This window comes from Streptomyces sp. NPDC017056, assembly GCF_044332485.1.
In the GTDB taxonomy this organism is placed as follows: Bacteria; Actinomycetota; Actinomycetes; order Streptomycetales; family Streptomycetaceae; genus Streptomyces.
In genome coordinates, this window is record NZ_JBIRPD010000011.1 from 246,018 (window position 1) to 260,639 (window position 14,622).

Sequence of the window (14,622 nt, forward strand, 5' to 3'; positions counted from 1 at the left end):
CGATGGGGGCATGCCAGGCACGAATGACCACCCGGGCGAGCGGGGCTCGGCGGAACCGATCCGCCTCCTCGCGGTCCGTGACACCCCGCTGTCCTTGGACGAGGTCTTCGCGGCCGTCGGCGACCCGGCCGCCGGAGGCACGGCCCTGTTCGTCGGTACGGTCCGCTCCCACGACGGCGGCGCCGACGTCGAGGGCCTCGGGTACTCCGCGCACCCGAGCGCCGAGGCCGAACTGCGGCGCGTCGCCGAGAAGGTGGCGGCCGACTACCCCGTCAGCGCGATGGCCGCCGTGCACCGGGTCGGCGACCTGGTGGTCGGCGACCTGGCCGTCGTCGTCGCGGTCTCCTGCCCGCACCGGGCGGAGGCGTTCGCGGCGTGCAGGCGGCTGATCGACGACCTCAAGCACGAGGTGCCGATCTGGAAGCACCAGAGGTTCTCTGACGGGACCGAAGAGTGGGTAGGTACTTGTTAGGGGTGTCCGGTTCCGGCCGGTGGCGCACGTTCCGGGCGGTATCCGGTAAAGCCTTTACGTGCGCTCCAGTTGCGTAACCCGCCCCCTGGCGTAAGCGTTGAGCCGGCAGGTGGTTAATCTGCTTATTCGTCGTTGCGGTTGTTACAAGGGGTCGGGAGGCCGCTATGGGAGCGCTCCTCTGGTTGCTGATTCCGGTTCTCGCCGCCATCGCCGCCGTCGTGTGGAGCAGTTGGGCGTCACGCAACCGCAGGACCGGGGATGTCGCGGAACTGGCGGGCTACGCGCGGTTCCGAGAGGCGATGGAGAAGCCCGAGAAGGCACATTCCGGTTCTGACGCGGCATGAGCATGACGGGATGATCCGGGGCCGCGGCGGGCGTACGCAGCCGCAAGCGGCCGCCCCGGCTCCGGTTGCCCCGGCGCTGCCGCCCGCTCGCATCCGCCCCGTACGGACGGCCCCGGGGACCGGCTGTCAGAGGCGTCCCGTACTGTCGTTCCATGCCCCGCCGCACCGCGACGTTGCTCGCTTCGACCCTGATGCTGATCGCGCTTCTCTGCGCCGGGGTGCTGATCCCCGTTCCGTATTCGAAGATGTATCCGGGGCCGACGACCAACACGCTGGGTGAGCACGACGGCGAGCCGGTGCTGCAGATTTCCGGCCACAAAACGTACCCGACGACCGGCAACCTCAACATGGTCACGGTCCGGGTCACCGGCGCCGAGTACAACATGAACCTCTTCGAGGCGGTCTACGGCTGGCTGGAGCACGACAGCATCGTGGTGCCCCACAAGATCCTCTACCCGGAGGGCCAGACGGCGGAGCAGTCCGACCAGCAGAACGCCGAGGAGTTCACCCAGTCCCTGGAGAGCGCCAAGGTGGCGGCGCTCAAGCAGCTCAAGATCCCGGTGGGCTCCCAGACGGTCGTGGCGTCCGTGGTCAAGGACGCCCCCGCGGACGGGAAGCTGCACGCCGGCGACGTGATCAAGGCCGTGGACGGCACGGAGATCAAGGCGAACACCGACGTCGCCAAGCTGGTCACCCGGCACAAGCCGGGCGAGAAGGCCGTCTTCACGGTCATCCCGGCCAAGGAAGCGGCCGCGGCCCAGAAGAAGGGCAAGCGGCCCGAGGGCCCCACCAAGGAGGTCGCCGTCCCGGTCGCGAAGGCGAAGGACGGCCGCTCCATAGTCGGCATCCAGGCGGGGATCGACTACACGTTCCCGTTCAACGTCGACATCAAGCTGCCCGACGTCAGCGGCCCCAGCGCCGGGCTGATGTTCGCCCTCGGCATCGTCGACAAGCTGACGCCCGGGGACCTGACCGGCGGGAAGTTCATAGCCGGTACGGGCACGATCGACACCGAGGGCAAGGTCGGCCCGATCGGCGGCATCGCGATGAAGGTCGTCGGCGCGCGGAAACAGGGCGCGGAGTACTTCCTGACGCCCAAGGACAACTGCTCGGCCGTCGTGGACGACCACCCCGAGGGCCTCCGGCTGGTCAAGGTGGACACCATCGAGGACGCGATGAAGTCCCTGGAGAAGATCCGCAAGGGGGACACGGCGGGGCTGCCGAGCTGCCCCGCGAACAAGTAGGAGCACCGGCGGCCGGGCCGGGGCGGGGACGTGGTCCCCGCCCCGGGCCGCCCGCCCCTCAGCTCTCGAAGGTCGCGGCCAGCGCGTCCGCCAGCCCCGGCACCAGCTGCGAGCCGGTCAGCACCTCCGACGTGGAGTCCTTCTCGCGCAGCCGCAGCGCCGACTCGCGCGTGCCGTCCCGCAGCACCGCCACCGTCATCCGCACCTCCTGGCGGTCCGGGTGGCCGGCCACCCACTCGGCGAGCTGCGACTCGTCCATGCCCGCCGGTACGGAGTCCTCGGCGGACGGCGGCAGCATCAGCCGCTCCACGGTCATCGCACAGCCGGCCACCGCGTCCGGCCAGCCGATGGTGGCCAGGAACTCGTCCAGCGGGGCGCCGGCGGGGATCTCGTCCTGCTCGACCGGGGTCAGCGAGGCGGTGGTGGAGTCGTCGATGCCGAGTTGTTCGGCGAGGGAGGGCTCCTGTTCACGGAGCCGGGCGGTGTCGACGAGGGCGAAGAGGCGGGCGGGCTGGTCCCAGCCGAGCCCGGCGGCGTACTCGTCGATTTCGAGCACGGCGCGGGTCAGCGGGCTGGCGGCAAGGGGGGTGCCGTCGACGGGAAGGTTGTTCATGCTCAATATCGTGCCCTGCGGACCCCGGAAAACGGGAACCGAGTAAAGCCTTAGTAAGTTGCAACAGTGGGTCCTACTATCGCCGGGCCTGCTCAACACGACAGCGAACTTCGAGGTGCGCACCTTGGCTTTCCAGATGCCGGACCGCGGCGGAGGCCCGACAGGGCCACGGATCAGAGTCGGCCGACCGTCCCGGCGGGTCCGGACCCTGCTCATGACACTGGGCGTGCTGGCCGTGCTGGCCATGCTCTTCGTCATGTTCTCCGGGTTCTGGACCGACTGGCTCTGGTACCGGTCGGTCAAGTACTCCTCGGTCTTCACCACCACCCTGTGGACCAAGATCGGACTTTTCTTCGCCTTCGGCGCCCTGATGGCCGTCGCGGTCGGCGTCAACATCTGGCTGGCGCACCGCCTGCGGCCGCCGCTGAGCGCGATGTCCATGGAGCAGCAGAGCCTGGACCGCTACCGGATGGGTGTCGCGCCCTACAAGAAGTGGGTGCTGATCGCGGTCACCGCCCTGGTGGGCCTGATCGCCGGTGCGTCCGCCTCGGGCCAGTGGCGTACGTGGCTCCAGTGGGTGAACGGCGTTCCGTTCGGCCAGAAGGACCCGCAGTTCGGCAAGGACGTCTCGTTCTACGCCTTCGACCTGCCCTGGTACCGCTTCCTGCTCAGCTTCGGCTTCGCGTGCGCGGTGCTGTGCCTGATCGCCGCGGCGCTCACGCACTACCTGTACGGCGGGCTGCGCGTCACGAGCCCCGGCTCGCGCGCGACGGCCGCCGCCACCGGCCACCTCTCCGTGGTGCTGGGCATCTTCGTGTCGCTCAAGGCCGTCGCGTACTGGCTCGACCGGTACGGCCTGGCGGTGAAGTCCAGCGGCCTGAAATCCGCCGACGGCTGGACCGGCCTGCGCTACGTGGACGCCAACGCCTATCTGCCGGCGAAGACGATCCTGTTCTTCATCGCGGCGATCTGCGCGGTGCTCTTCTTCGCGACGCTGTGGCGGCGCACCTGGCAGCTGCCGGTCATCGGCTTCGGCCTGATGGTGCTCTCCGCCGTCCTCATCGGCGGCCTGTACCCCGCGATCGTGCAGAAGTTCCAGGTCCAGCCGAACGAGCAGGCCAAGGAAGCGCCGTACATCAAGCAGAACATCAAGGCGACCCGCGACGCGTACGACATCGACGGTGTCGACGTGCAGGGCTACGACGGCAACTACAAGCCGAAGGACGACGCGGAGCGCCAGAAGCTGCGCGACGCCGCCGACACCACGGCCAGCGTCCGCCTGCTCGACCCGAACGTGGTCTCCCCGTCCTTCCAGCAGCGCCAGCAGGTCCGCAGCTACTACCAGTTCCCGTCCACGCTCGACGTCGACCGGTACAAGGACAAGGACGGCAAGGACCAGGACACCGTCATCGGTCTGCGCGAGCTGAACCTGAACGGCGTCTCCGAGCGGAACTGGATCAACGACCACTTCAAGTACACCCACGGTTTCGGCGCGGTGGCGGCCAAGGGCACCACGTTCGCCGAGGGCGGCGAGCCCGCCTACACCGAGAGCGAGCTGCCCTCGAAGGGCCAGTTCGGGCCGTACGAGCAGCGCGTCTACTACGGCGAGAAGACCACCCAGTACTCGATCGTGGGCGGGCCGCAGCAGGAGCTTGACTACTCCTCCGACAAGAGCGGGGAGAAGAGTTACAGCTACACCGGCAAGAGCGGGGTGAACCTCGCCAACCCGGTCAACCGCGCCGCCTACGCGGTGGCGTTCGGCGAGCCGCAGATCCTGTACTCCGGCGCCATCGGCAAGGGCTCGCGGATCCTGTACAACCGCACGCCCAAGGAGCGCGTGGAGGCGGTCGCCCCCTGGCTGACCATCGACGGCGACGCCTACCCGGCGGTCATCGACGGCCGCATCCAGTGGATCGTCGACGCCTACACGACGAGCAACGGCTACCCGTACGCCTCGCGCACCACGCTCGGCGACACCACGGCCGACTCGCTCACCGACGGACAGCGGGCGGTCGTCGCCCAGCAGAACCAGGTCAACTACATCCGCAACTCGGTCAAGGCCACGGTCGACGCCTATGACGGTTCGGTCAAGCTCTACCAGTGGGACACCAAGGACCCGGTCCTCAAGACCTGGATGAAGTCGTTCCCCGGGACGGTCGAGAAGAAGAGTTCCATCAGCAAGTCCCTGATGGAGCACATGCGCTACCCGCAGGACCTCTTCAAGGTGCAGCGCCAGCTGCTGACGACGTACCACGTCACGGACCCGAACACCTTCTACACGGGCAGCGAGCGCTGGCAGGTCCCGAACGACCCGACGAACAAGTCGGGCAACTCGGTGCCGCCGTACTACCAGAGCCTGAAAATGCCGGACCAGAAGGCGCAGACCTTCGCGCTCACCACGACGTTCACGCCCAACAAGCGGGACAACCTGGGCGCCTTCATGGCGGTGGACGCCAATGCCACCAGCGGTGACTACGGCAAGATCAGAGTGCTGAAACTGCCGTCGCAGACACCGGTGCCGGGCCCGCAGCAGGTCCAGTCGAAGTTCAACTCCGATCCGAAGATCGCCAACGAGCTGAACATCCTGAAGAAACTCGGCGACTCCGAGATCGAGTACGGCAACCTGCTGACGGTCCCGATGAGCGGCGGCCTGCTGTACGTGGAGCCGGTCTACCTGCGCGGCGCGGGCACCAACTACCCGCTGTTGAAGAAGGTGCTGGTCAGCTACGGCGAGAACGACCCCGTCCTGGGCAACAACCTGGACGAGGCGCTCGACGTCGTCTTCGGCAAGAAGCCGCCGGGCTCCGGGACGCAGCAGCCGCCGTCCGGTGGCGGCGACACGGGCAAGCAGCCGCCGGCCGACCAGACGGCGCAACAGGCCCTCGACGACGCCGTGAAGGCGTACGAGGAGGGCGAGAAGGCCCGCAAGGACGGCGACTGGGCCGGGTACGGCGAGGCGCAGAAGAAGTTGAAGGCGGCCCTGGACCGGGCCACCGAGGCGGCGAAGAAGGCCGCGCAGAAGGGCGACACCGGCAAGAACGGCGGCTGACGCCGACGCCCGGCCCCGCGCGGGGCCGGGCGCCACCTCCCTGCCGTGGTACCGTGGACACACAACGGCGCGGGGTGGAGCAGCTCGGTAGCTCGCTGGGCTCATAACCCAGAGGTCGCAGGTTCAAATCCTGTCCCCGCTACTGAAAACGAAGGCCCGGATCCTTGGGATCCGGGCCTTCGTCATGTGCGACACGCCCGGCCCGTTCCGGGCGGCGTGTCTTCTCCAGGTGTGAACGGAAGTCTGTGGAACGGAGTTTGACATGTCTCTGTATCGGGAAGTCGACAAAACGCTGTAGTGACCTCACTGGCTGCGGTATACCAGGTGTACGCGGGTTGCGGGTGGTGCGACGATGGCCCTCATGGGGGACAAGGCAAGGTTGTTGGAGACAGGCCGGTTTGTGCACGCGCCCGACGACGGGCGCGAATCAGAGATGGCGGACGGGCGGGACACCGCCCTTCCGGGCCCGCGTGACGCCGGGATGCCGATGGACGCGATCGAGGCCGACGCCGCCGCCGAGGCGTCCGAAGCCGTGAGCGAGATCAACCACCGCCGGGCCGCCGACGCCGGCGACACCGGCGCCATGAGCGTGCTGGGCGCGCTGCTGCTGCGCCGCGGCGACCTGGACGGCGCCGAGCCCTACCTGCGGTCCGCGACCGCGGCGGGCGACCGCGCCGCCGCCAACAACCTGGGCGTCCTGCTGCACCAGCGGGGTTACGGGGACGAAGCGGCGGGCTGGTGGCGCATCGCGGCCGTCGCGGGCTCCGCCGCCGCGGCCCACGCCCTGGGCCGCCACTACCGCGAGCGCGGCGACGAGCCCGCCGCCGAGTACTGGCTGCGCCAGTCCGCCGAGTCGGGCCACTGCCTGGGCGCGTACGCCCTCGCCGACCTGCTGGAACACCGCGGCGACGTGGGCGCGGAGCGCTGGTTCCGCGCCGCCGCCGAGCGCGGGCACCGCGAGGCCGCGTACCGTCTCGCGCGCCTGCTGGACGACCGCGCGAAGGCCCCGGGCGGCGACGGCGCGCTGGAGGCCGAAGCCGAGCAGTGGTACCGCCAGGCCGCCGCGCGCGGGCACCGCCGCGCCGCCCTGCACCTGGGCACGCTCCTGGAGGAGCGCGGCGAGAGCCAGGAGGCCGGGCGCTGGTACCTGAGTGCCGCCAAGGGCGGCGAGGCGCGGGCCGCGTGCGCCCTCGGCTTCCTGCTGCGCGACGCGGGCGACGAGGAGAGCGCCGCCGAGTGGTGGCGCCGCGCCGCCCAGGACGGTGACGGCAACGCCGCCAACGCGCTGGGCGCGCTGCACGCCGACCGTGGTGAGACGCAGACCGCCGAACGCTGGTACCGCGCCGCGCTGGACGCGGGGGACGTGAACGGCGCGTACAACATCGGCCTGCTCTGCGCCGAGCAGGGCCGGGCGGGCCGCGGCGAGCAGTGGTACCGCCGCGCCGCGTACGCCGGGCACCGCGAGGCCGCCAACGCGCTCGCCATCATGCTGCTCCAGCGCGGCGACTCGGCCGGCGCCGAGCCGTGGTTCTCCAAGGCCGCCGAGGCCGGCAGCGTGGACGCCGCGTTCAACCTCGGCATCCTGTACGCGGAGCGCGGCGCCGACCGGATGGCGCACGAGTGGTACGAGCGTGCCGCGGCGGCCGGCCACACCGAGGCGGCCCTCCAGGTCGCCATCGTCCAACTGCGCGACGGCGACACGTCGGGCGCCGAGCGGAACCTGCGCTGCGCGGCCGAGGGCGGCAGCGCCGAGGCGGCGTTCCGGCTCGCCGACCTGCTGGACCGCCGCGACGGCGGTGCGGTCGAACGGCGGCAGGACGACGAGTGCACCCGGTGGTACGAGCACGCGGCGCGCCAGGGGCACCGGCGCGCACAGGTCCGGGTTGGCATGTTCGCGGCGGCGCGGGGCGATGTGGTCGAGGCCGCGCGCTGGTACCGCGCGGCCGCCGAGGCGGGCAGCCGCAACGGCGCCTTCAACCTCGGCCTGCTGCTGGCTCGCGAGGGCAGCCTTCCCGAGGCCGCGCTGTGGTGGACCCGGGCGGCCGAGGACGGGCACGGGCGCGCCGCGCTGCGCCTGGCCCTGCTCGCCGCCCGGCGCGGCGCGCTCGCCGAGGGGCACCAGTGGTGCCGGCGGGCGGTCGAGCTGGGGCCGCCCGAGGTGGCGGAGCGCGCGGCACGGCTGCGCGAGGCGCTCCAGGAGGAGCTGACCGCGTAGGGCACGTCCTACGGGCGCCGCCACGGGCCCGTGGACCCGCCGCCCTCGCGCGCCCAGCTGCCGCTGGCCCCAGGGCAACGGACAGTGATTTGCGCTGGTCGTCGTGGTGGGGGTAGGGTTGAAACACAACGGCGCGGGGTGGAGCAGCTCGGTAGCTCGCTGGGCTCATAACCCAGAGGTCGCAGGTTCAAATCCTGTCCCCGCTACTGAAGACGAAGGCCCGGATCCTTGGGATCCGGGCCTTCGTCGTGTGAGCGTACGGGCCCGGGGCGGCGCGTCCGGTGGGCGGGCCACGGCCCGAACGGCCCACCGCGTCACTCGCCGCGGCGCTCGCCCTTCGGGCCCCGGCCGCGCCGGGTCCGCGGGCCGCTGCTGCGCATGCCTTCCTCGTTCTGGAGGGTCTCGTTGGCCTCCTCGTTGGCCTGCTGGTCGTTGATCCCGCTGTTCTCGGCGTCCTTGCGGAGCCGCGCGCGGCGGGTGTCGTACTTCTTGCTACCGGGCTCGGGCACGGTGACCACCTCCTGGGCCCCTGGGTGCCCTAGCAGATGGGGAGAAAACGCCCGTACCGGGATGTTCCGCTTCGGAGTCCGGTCACTGCTCCGGCGGCTCGTCCTGTTTGCCGCGGTGCTGCGTGGCGAGCTTCTCCTCGTGTGACGCCTTCTCCGGCTCGTGCGCGCGCTGCTTGGAGGCGCCGGTGGTCGCCTGCCGCGCGCTGGGCGCCTCGCCGGCCCGGCGAGCTTCGCGGGCTGCCGCGCGCCGCTGGTTCTCGTCACCTTCGACCTTTTTGCGCACCATGACTACGGTCCCTTCGGGTGCGGGGATGCGGGTCAAGCCCGAGTACCCGGAGCCGGGGACGTAACCCCCGGCGCGAAGGGTGTCGCCGTGGTGACGCGGCGGCTCAGGAGTGCGAGTGGCAGTTGGGGCAGATGCCCCGGTAGGTGACCGAGACCTCGGAGACCTGGAAGCCGAACCGTTCCGGCACCGGGAGCGCGGCCAGCGGGTCGCCGTCGAGGTGCACGTCCCTTATGGTCCCGCAGCGCGAGCACACCAGGTGCTGGTGGTCGTGGTGGGCGTTCGGGTCGTACCGCTTGGCGCGGCCGTCCGTGCTGACCTCGATCACCTCGCCGAGCGAGACCAGCTCGCCCAGGGTGTTGTAAACGGTCGCGCGCGAGATCTCCGGCAGTCGCTCGATCGCCCGCGCGTGCACTTCGTCAGCGGTGTAGTGGACGTGGTCCCCGTCGAGGACCTCGGCGACGACGCGTCGCTGGGCGGTCAGCCGCCAGCCGCGTCCCCGGAGTCGTTCCAGCAGGTCACTCATGCCAATCACCTATCAGTCAGATAAGGCAAGGGTAGCAGTGGCTCGTCCATCACCGGATCCGGTACGAGTTTCGGGAGCATCTTGACTTAGACAATGTCCAATGTAGGATTCATTTCGGCGCAAGCCAAGGGCAGGCAGAAGACTCAGGAGGCGCACGTGTCGGTACAGAGCAGCACCGGACCGCTGACCACGGAGGCCGGGGCTCCGGTCGCGGACAACCAGAACAGCGAGACGGCCGGCATCGGCGGCCCCGGACTCGTCCAGGACCAGCTCCTGATGGAGAAGCTCGCGCACTTCAACCGCGAGCGCATCCCGGAGCGCGTGGTGCACGCCCGCGGCGCCGGCGCGTACGGCACCTTCACGGTGACCGCCGACGTGACGAAGTACACCCGCGCCAAGTTCCTCTCCGAGATCGGCAAGCAGACCGAGACGTTCCTGCGCTTCTCGACGGTCGCGGGCAACCTAGGCTCGGCCGACGCGGTGCGCGACCCGCGCGGCTTCGCGCTGAAGTTCTACACCGAAGACGGCAACTACGACCTCGTCGGCAACAACACCCCGGTGTTCTTCATCAAGGACGCCATCAAGTTCCCCGACTTCATCCACACCCAGAAGCGCGACCCCTACACCGGCTCCCAGGAGGCGGACAACGTCTGGGACTTCTGGGGCCTGTCGCCCGAGTCCACCCACCAGGTGACCTGGCTCTTCGGCGACCGCGGCATCCCGGCGTCCTACCGCCACATGGACGGCTTCGGCTCGCACACCTACCAGTGGAACAACGAGGCCGGCGAGGCCTTCTGGGTGAAGTACCACTTCAAGACCGACCAGGGCATCAAGTGCCTCACCCAGTCCGAGGCCGACAAGCTCGCCGGTGAGGACCCCGACAGCCACCAGCGCGACCTGCGCGAGGCCATCGAGCGCGGCGACTACCCGAGCTGGACCGTCCAGGTGCAGATCATGCCGGTCGCCGAGGCGGCGGCGTACCGCTTCAACCCGTTCGACCTGACCAAGGTCTGGCCGCACGAGGACTACCCGACGATCGAGATCGGCAAGCTGGAGCTCAACCGCAACCCGGAGAACATCTTCGCCGAGGTCGAGCAGTCGATCTTCTCCCCGCACCACTTCGTGCCGGGCATCGGCCCCTCGCCCGACAAGATGCTCCAGGGCCGCCTGTTCGCGTACGGCGACGCGCACCGCTACCGCGTCGGCATCAACGCCGACCACCTGCCGGTCAACCGCCCGCACGCCACCGAGGCGCGCTCGCACGGCCGGGACGGCGCGCTCTACGACGGCCGCCACGGCCGCGCGAAGAACTACGAGCCGAACAGCTTCGGCGGCCCGGTGGAGACCGGCCGGGCGCTGTGGCAGCCGATCGCGGTGAGCGGCACGACCGGCGAGTCGGAGGCGCCCTCGCACGCCGAGGACAACGACTACGTACAGGCCGGCAACCTCTACCGCCTGATGACGGAGGACGAGAAGGAGCGCCTGGTCAACAACCTGGCGGGCTTCATCTCGAAGGTCTCGCGCGACGACATAGCGCAGCGCGCGATCGAGAACTTCCGCAAGGCGGACCCGGACTACGGCAAGCGGCTGGAGGCCGCGGTCCAGGCCCTGCGTGGCTGACCCTCCCTTGCCGTAACACCGAAGAGGCCGGACGCCAGTGGGCTCCGGCCTCTTCGCGTACGCGGTGGGCGCCCCGCGCGCCGTCACTCCCGTTCGCGTGCCGTCACGCCGGTACGGCGCCGACCCGCTCCTCGTGCCGCTCGGAGACGGAGGCCCGGCACCGGATGATGTCGCGGACCGACACGATCCCCACCGGCTCCAGGTCGTCGAGCACGATCAGATGCCGGAAGCCGCCGTGCACCATGGCGTCGGCGGCCTCGTCGAGGGTCCACCCGGGCGCGGCGAAGACCACGTCCGAGGTCGTGTGCGCCTGTGCGGTCTCCAGGTCCGGGTTCTCGCCCGCGCCGAGGGAGTTGAGGATGTCGCGTTCGGTGAGGATGCCGAGTCCGCTGGTGTCGGTGTCGAGGACGACGGCCGCGCCGACCCGGCGTGCCGCCATCAGGTGGGCTGCCTGGCGGAGCGTATGGGCGGGCCCGATGGTGAGGACCACCGTGCTCATGGCGTTGCGCACGTACATGGGCATGGGATGGAGCCACCTCCTTCGTGCTTGCGGGTGCACCTTGCGAATCGATTCACAAGTTCACAAGCGTCGGTGTTCTCATGTTCACATGCGCCCGGAGGAGCAACAAGGGGCGCGGAACGGACGGTTGCCGTTCTCACGCCCCCGGGTGCCGGTTCGTATACGGGTTCGAGCCGAGGTCTCTCTCAGCGGCGGCCGTCGCCGATGTAGTTCAGCAGCTCCTCGTGCAGCAGGCCGTTGGAGGCCGCGGCGTTCCCGCTGTGCGGGCCCGGTACGCCGTCCAGGCCGGTGAAGCGGCCGCCCGCCTCCTGCACGACGACGGCGCAGGCCGCCATGTCCCACAGCGACAGCTCCGGCTCCGCGCAGATGTCCACCGAGCCCTCGGCGACCATCATGTACGGCCAGAAGTCGCCGTAGCCGCGGGTGCGCCAGCAGTCCCGCGACAGTTCGAGGAAGCCGGGGAGCCGGCCCTGTTCCTCCCAGCCGGTGAGCGAGGAGTACGCGAACGACGCGTCCTGGATGCGGCCCACCTGCGACGCCTGGAGCCGGCTCGCCGAGGTCAGGCTGCGGCCCGTGTACGCGCCCAGGCCCTCCGCCGCCCACCATCGGCGGTTGAGCGCGGGCGCGGAGACGACGCCGACCACCGGGCGGTCGCCGCCCTCGCCGCGCTCCATCAGGGCGATGAGCGTGGCCCAGACCGGGACCCCGCGCACGTAGTTCTTGGTGCCGTCGATGGGGTCGATGATCCAGCGGCGCGGGCCCGAGCCCTCGCTGCCGAACTCCTCGCCCAGGACGGCGTCCCGTGGACGGGCGCGCTGCAGATGACCGCGGATCAGTTCCTCGGCCGCCTTGTCGGCCTCGCTCACCGGGGTCATGTCCGGTTTGGTCTCGACCTTGAGGTCGAGAGCCTTGAACCGCTCCATGGTCGCGGCGTCGGCGGCGTCCGCCAGGACGTGACCGAGGCGGAGGTCATCGTGATAGTCGGGCATGTGCGAACAGTATCGATTGGGATACGACACGAGCCACATGACCACGATTGCCCGGCGCGTACGGACCCTTGACAGCCCCTGGTGGCGAGTCAATTCTGTGCGCACACCGGCCATCTGGGCCGGCGGCCTGGGAGGCGACGATGCCTACAGCGCGTGAATCCTTGCTGGACGCCGCCTACGCGGCGCTCGCGGCCAGGCCGTGGGCGGGCGTCCGGATGGTCGATGTCGCGGCCGAGGCCGGGGTGTCCCGGCAGACCCTCTACAACGAGTTCGGCAGCAAGGAAGGGCTGGCCAGGGCCCTGGTGCGCCGGGAGACCGAGGGGTATATCGCCGGCGTGGCGCGGGCCCTGGAGGAACCGGCGCCGCCGGCCGGTGCGGGTGCCGGCGCCGAGGCCAGGGTCGTGGCGGCGGCCGCGTGGACCGTACGGGCGGCGCGGACCAACCCGCTGGTGCGGGCGGCGCTGACGGGGTGCTGGAGCGAGCGCCTGCCCACGCCGGCGGGCGCGGTGTACGGCTCGGGCGTACCGGGGCAGCGCGGGGCGCACACCGGTGCCGGCGCGCCGTTCGGCGGGGCGCACTCCGACGGGCCGCCGCCGGGGCCCACGGAACTGGTGGGCCGGTTCTGCGACTGCGCGGTGGCCGCGCTGGAGGCCGACTGGCCCAAGGAGGACCTCCCCGGACTCGGCACCGCCTGCGCCACGGCGGCCCGCCTCACCCTGTCGTACGTCGTCGCCCCCGCCGAATCGGAGGACCTCACCCGCCAGCTCCACACGGCCTTCGCCCAGGCGGCCCACCGGGGGTGAGCACGGGCGTGTCTAGTGGGCCGAGCCCGACAGCTGGAGGCCGATGACACCGACGATGACGAAGGAGATCGAGACCAGCTTGAGGGTGGAGACGAGGTCGCCGAGGAAGATCATGCCGTAGATGGCGGTGCCGGCGGCGCCGATGCCGGTCCAGACCGCGTAGGCCGGACCCACGTCGAGCTTCTTCAAAGACAGCGTCAGCAGGCCGAAGCTGCCGAGGGCGAAGCAGGCGAAGGCGATGGTGGGCCAGAGGCGGGTGAAGCCGTGCGAGAGCTTGAGGCAGACCGCGAACCCGGTCTCCAGGAGTCCCGCCACCACGACGAGCAGCCACGCCATGTCCATTGCCTCCGTACGGTCCGTGACCGCTTCGCCAGCCTTGGTGTGATTATGCATTTACCTCGGCAGGAGGGCGGCAAACTTGGGCCGTCAGTCCCCCTCGCGTCGCTCCCGGGTGGCCAGCAGACGCCGTAGCGAGTACAGCCGCGCCGGGTCCGCGTGGCCGTCGGCCACCCACTGGTCCAGGGCGCAGTCCGGCTCGTCGTGGCTGCACGCGCGCGGGCAGTCGGCGGTGCCGGGCACCAGGTCGGGGAAGGCGAGGACGACCCGGGACGGGTCCACGTGGTGGAGGCCGAAGGACCGGACGCCCGGCGTGTCGATGACCCAGCCCGAGTCGTCGGGCAGGGGCAGGGCGAGCGCGGACGTCGTGGTGTGGCGGCCGCGCCCTGTCACCGCGTTGACGTGTCCGGTGGCCCGCTTCCGGTCCGGTACCAGGGCGTTGACCAGGGTGGTCTTGCCGACGCCCGAGTGGCCCACGAAGGCGGTCATGCGCCCGTGGAGCCGTTCGCGCACCCGGTCGGCGGCGGAGCCGTCGGTGAGTTCGTCGCGGTTGGTGACGATATAGGGGACGCCGATCGCGCCGTACGACTCCAGGAGCGTGTCGGGGGAGGCCAGGTCGGACTTGGTCAGGACCAGCAGCGGGTCCAGGCCCGCGTCGTACGCGGCGACCAGGCAGCGGTCGATCAGCCGCGGCCGCGGTTCCGGGTCGGCGAGCGCGGTGACGATCGCGAGCTGGTCGGCGTTGGCGACGACCACCCGCTCGAACGGGTCGTCGTCGTCCGCCGTGCGCCGCAGCGTGGAGCTGCGCGGCTCGACCCGGACGATGCGCGCGAGGGTGTCCTTCGCGCCGGACAGGTCGCCGACGACCGCGACCCGGTCGCCGACGACGGCGGACTTGCGGCCCAGTTCGCGGGCCTTCATCGCAGTGACCGTGCGGTCCTCGATCAGGCAGGTGATCCGGCCGCGGTCGACGGTCAGGACCAGGCCCTCGCTGGCGTCCTCGTGCTTGGGCCGGATGTTCGTACGGGGGCGGTTGCCCTTGCGGTTGGGACGGACGCGGATGTCGTCCTCGTCGGGGTTCTTGCCGTAGCGCCGCATG

The 14,622-nt window shown here is 70.6% G+C and carries 15 protein-coding genes and 2 tRNA genes; 9 read left to right on the forward strand and 8 right to left on the reverse strand.

The window, feature by feature from the left end:
• Positions 1-10 precede the first annotated feature (10 nt).
• From ACH4OW_RS21990 to ACH4OW_RS22000, 3 genes are all read left to right on the forward strand, one after another.
• Entirely contained in the window at positions 11-472 is a 462-nt protein-coding gene (locus ACH4OW_RS21990) for a molybdenum cofactor biosynthesis protein MoaE (RefSeq protein ID WP_398029717.1), read from the forward strand.
• A gap of 164 nt (positions 473-636) precedes the next feature.
• Entirely contained in the window at positions 637-816 is a 180-nt protein-coding gene (locus ACH4OW_RS21995; protein WP_030662384.1) for a hypothetical protein, read from the forward strand.
• A 152-nt stretch (positions 817-968) separates the two neighbouring features.
• On the forward strand, positions 969-2,060 hold the full coding sequence (locus tag ACH4OW_RS22000) for a PDZ domain-containing protein (RefSeq protein WP_360133208.1): 1,092 nt from the start codon (positions 969-971) through the stop codon (positions 2,058-2,060).
• A gap of 58 nt (positions 2,061-2,118) precedes the next feature.
• On the opposite strand, the gene ACH4OW_RS22005 is transcribed toward ACH4OW_RS22000, so the two are convergent.
• Entirely contained in the window at positions 2,119-2,673 is a 555-nt protein-coding gene (locus ACH4OW_RS22005) for a PPA1309 family protein (RefSeq protein ID WP_360133206.1), read from the reverse strand.
• Between the two features lie 136 nt (positions 2,674-2,809).
• On the opposite strand from ACH4OW_RS22005, the gene ACH4OW_RS22010 reads away from it, so the two are divergent.
• The 4 genes from ACH4OW_RS22010 (at position 2,810) to ACH4OW_RS22025 (ending at position 8,143) form a co-directional block, all read left to right on the forward strand.
• The gene (locus tag ACH4OW_RS22010) at positions 2,810-5,722 is read left to right on the forward strand and encodes a UPF0182 family protein (RefSeq protein WP_360133337.1); all 2,913 of its coding nucleotides are present in this window, start codon (positions 2,810-2,812) and stop codon (positions 5,720-5,722) included.
• Positions 5,723-5,790: 68 nt separating this feature from the next.
• Positions 5,791-5,864: transfer RNA gene (locus tag ACH4OW_RS22015), tRNA-Met, on the forward strand.
• 210 nt (positions 5,865-6,074) lie between these two features.
• Positions 6,075-7,937, forward strand: a complete 1,863-nt coding sequence (locus ACH4OW_RS22020) for a tetratricopeptide repeat protein (protein ID WP_398029718.1) — start codon at positions 6,075-6,077, stop codon at positions 7,935-7,937.
• Between the two features lie 132 nt (positions 7,938-8,069).
• Positions 8,070-8,143: transfer RNA gene (locus ACH4OW_RS22025), tRNA-Met, on the forward strand.
• Positions 8,144-8,251: 108 nt separating this feature from the next.
• Here the strand turns inward: ACH4OW_RS22025 and ACH4OW_RS22030 are convergent.
• From ACH4OW_RS22030 to ACH4OW_RS22040, 3 genes are all read right to left on the reverse strand, one after another.
• Positions 8,252-8,446, reverse strand: a complete 195-nt coding sequence (locus ACH4OW_RS22030; protein WP_360133200.1) for a hypothetical protein — start codon at positions 8,444-8,446, stop codon at positions 8,252-8,254.
• Positions 8,447-8,528: 82 nt separating this feature from the next.
• Positions 8,529-8,732 (reverse strand): hypothetical protein, encoded by a 204-nt coding sequence (locus ACH4OW_RS22035; protein WP_360133198.1) that lies wholly within the window; start codon positions 8,730-8,732, stop codon positions 8,529-8,531.
• A gap of 103 nt (positions 8,733-8,835) precedes the next feature.
• On the reverse strand, positions 8,836-9,255 hold the full coding sequence (locus tag ACH4OW_RS22040) for a Fur family transcriptional regulator (RefSeq protein WP_360133195.1): 420 nt from the start codon (positions 9,253-9,255) through the stop codon (positions 8,836-8,838).
• Between the two features lie 156 nt (positions 9,256-9,411).
• On the opposite strand from ACH4OW_RS22040, the gene ACH4OW_RS22045 reads away from it, so the two are divergent.
• Positions 9,412-10,875, forward strand: coding sequence for a catalase (locus tag ACH4OW_RS22045; protein WP_398029719.1), 1,464 nt, complete (start codon positions 9,412-9,414; stop codon positions 10,873-10,875).
• 103 nt (positions 10,876-10,978) lie between these two features.
• On the opposite strand, the gene ACH4OW_RS22050 is transcribed toward ACH4OW_RS22045, so the two are convergent.
• Positions 10,979-11,392: a CBS domain-containing protein gene (locus ACH4OW_RS22050; RefSeq protein WP_360133334.1), complete on the reverse strand. Its 414-nt coding sequence runs from the start codon at positions 11,390-11,392 to the stop codon at positions 10,979-10,981.
• Positions 11,393-11,580: 188 nt separating this feature from the next.
• Positions 11,581-12,384 (reverse strand): histidinol-phosphatase, encoded by an 804-nt coding sequence (gene hisN, locus ACH4OW_RS22055; protein ID WP_360133189.1) that lies wholly within the window; start codon positions 12,382-12,384, stop codon positions 11,581-11,583.
• Positions 12,385-12,524: 140 nt separating this feature from the next.
• Between hisN and ACH4OW_RS22060 the strand changes: the two genes are divergently transcribed.
• The gene (locus ACH4OW_RS22060) at positions 12,525-13,187 is read left to right on the forward strand and encodes a TetR/AcrR family transcriptional regulator (protein WP_398029720.1); all 663 of its coding nucleotides are present in this window, start codon (positions 12,525-12,527) and stop codon (positions 13,185-13,187) included.
• Positions 13,188-13,199: 12 nt separating this feature from the next.
• Here the strand turns inward: ACH4OW_RS22060 and ACH4OW_RS22065 are convergent, their stop codons facing one another.
• Both ACH4OW_RS22065 and rsgA read right to left on the reverse strand, forming a co-directional pair.
• Positions 13,200-13,523: a multidrug efflux SMR transporter gene (locus tag ACH4OW_RS22065; protein ID WP_360133183.1), complete on the reverse strand. Its 324-nt coding sequence runs from the start codon at positions 13,521-13,523 to the stop codon at positions 13,200-13,202.
• Between the two features lie 90 nt (positions 13,524-13,613).
• Positions 13,614-14,621, reverse strand: a complete 1,008-nt coding sequence (gene rsgA, locus ACH4OW_RS22070) for a ribosome small subunit-dependent GTPase A (RefSeq protein WP_398029721.1) — start codon at positions 14,619-14,621, stop codon at positions 13,614-13,616.
• Position 14,622 lies beyond the last annotated feature (1 nt).

Bases quoted from the DNA above. Each gene is read 5' to 3' on its own strand.
- ACH4OW_RS21990 (WP_398029717.1), top strand. From the start codon at position 11: ATGCCAGGCACGAATGACCACCCGGGCGAGCGGGGCTCGGCGGAACCG.
- ACH4OW_RS21995 (WP_030662384.1), top strand. From the start codon at position 637: ATGGGAGCGCTCCTCTGGTTGCTGATTCCGGTTCTCGCCGCCATCGCC.
- ACH4OW_RS22000 (WP_360133208.1), top strand. From the start codon at position 969: ATGCCCCGCCGCACCGCGACGTTGCTCGCTTCGACCCTGATGCTGATC.
- ACH4OW_RS22005 (WP_360133206.1), bottom strand. From the start codon at position 2,673: ATGAACAACCTTCCCGTCGACGGCACCCCCCTTGCCGCCAGCCCGCTG.
- ACH4OW_RS22010 (WP_360133337.1), top strand. From the start codon at position 2,810: ATGCCGGACCGCGGCGGAGGCCCGACAGGGCCACGGATCAGAGTCGGC.
- ACH4OW_RS22020 (WP_398029718.1), top strand. From the start codon at position 6,075: ATGGCCCTCATGGGGGACAAGGCAAGGTTGTTGGAGACAGGCCGGTTT.
- ACH4OW_RS22035 (WP_360133198.1), bottom strand. From the start codon at position 8,732: ATGGTGCGCAAAAAGGTCGAAGGTGACGAGAACCAGCGGCGCGCGGCA.
- ACH4OW_RS22040 (WP_360133195.1), bottom strand. From the start codon at position 9,255: ATGAGTGACCTGCTGGAACGACTCCGGGGACGCGGCTGGCGGCTGACC.
- ACH4OW_RS22050 (WP_360133334.1), bottom strand. From the start codon at position 11,392: ATGTACGTGCGCAACGCCATGAGCACGGTGGTCCTCACCATCGGGCCC.
- hisN (WP_360133189.1), bottom strand. From the start codon at position 12,384: ATGCCCGACTATCACGATGACCTCCGCCTCGGTCACGTCCTGGCGGAC.
- ACH4OW_RS22060 (WP_398029720.1), top strand. From the start codon at position 12,525: ATGCCTACAGCGCGTGAATCCTTGCTGGACGCCGCCTACGCGGCGCTC.
- ACH4OW_RS22065 (WP_360133183.1), bottom strand. From the start codon at position 13,523: ATGGCGTGGCTGCTCGTCGTGGTGGCGGGACTCCTGGAGACCGGGTTC.
- rsgA (WP_398029721.1), bottom strand. From the start codon at position 14,621: ATGCGGCGCTACGGCAAGAACCCCGACGAGGACGACATCCGCGTCCGT.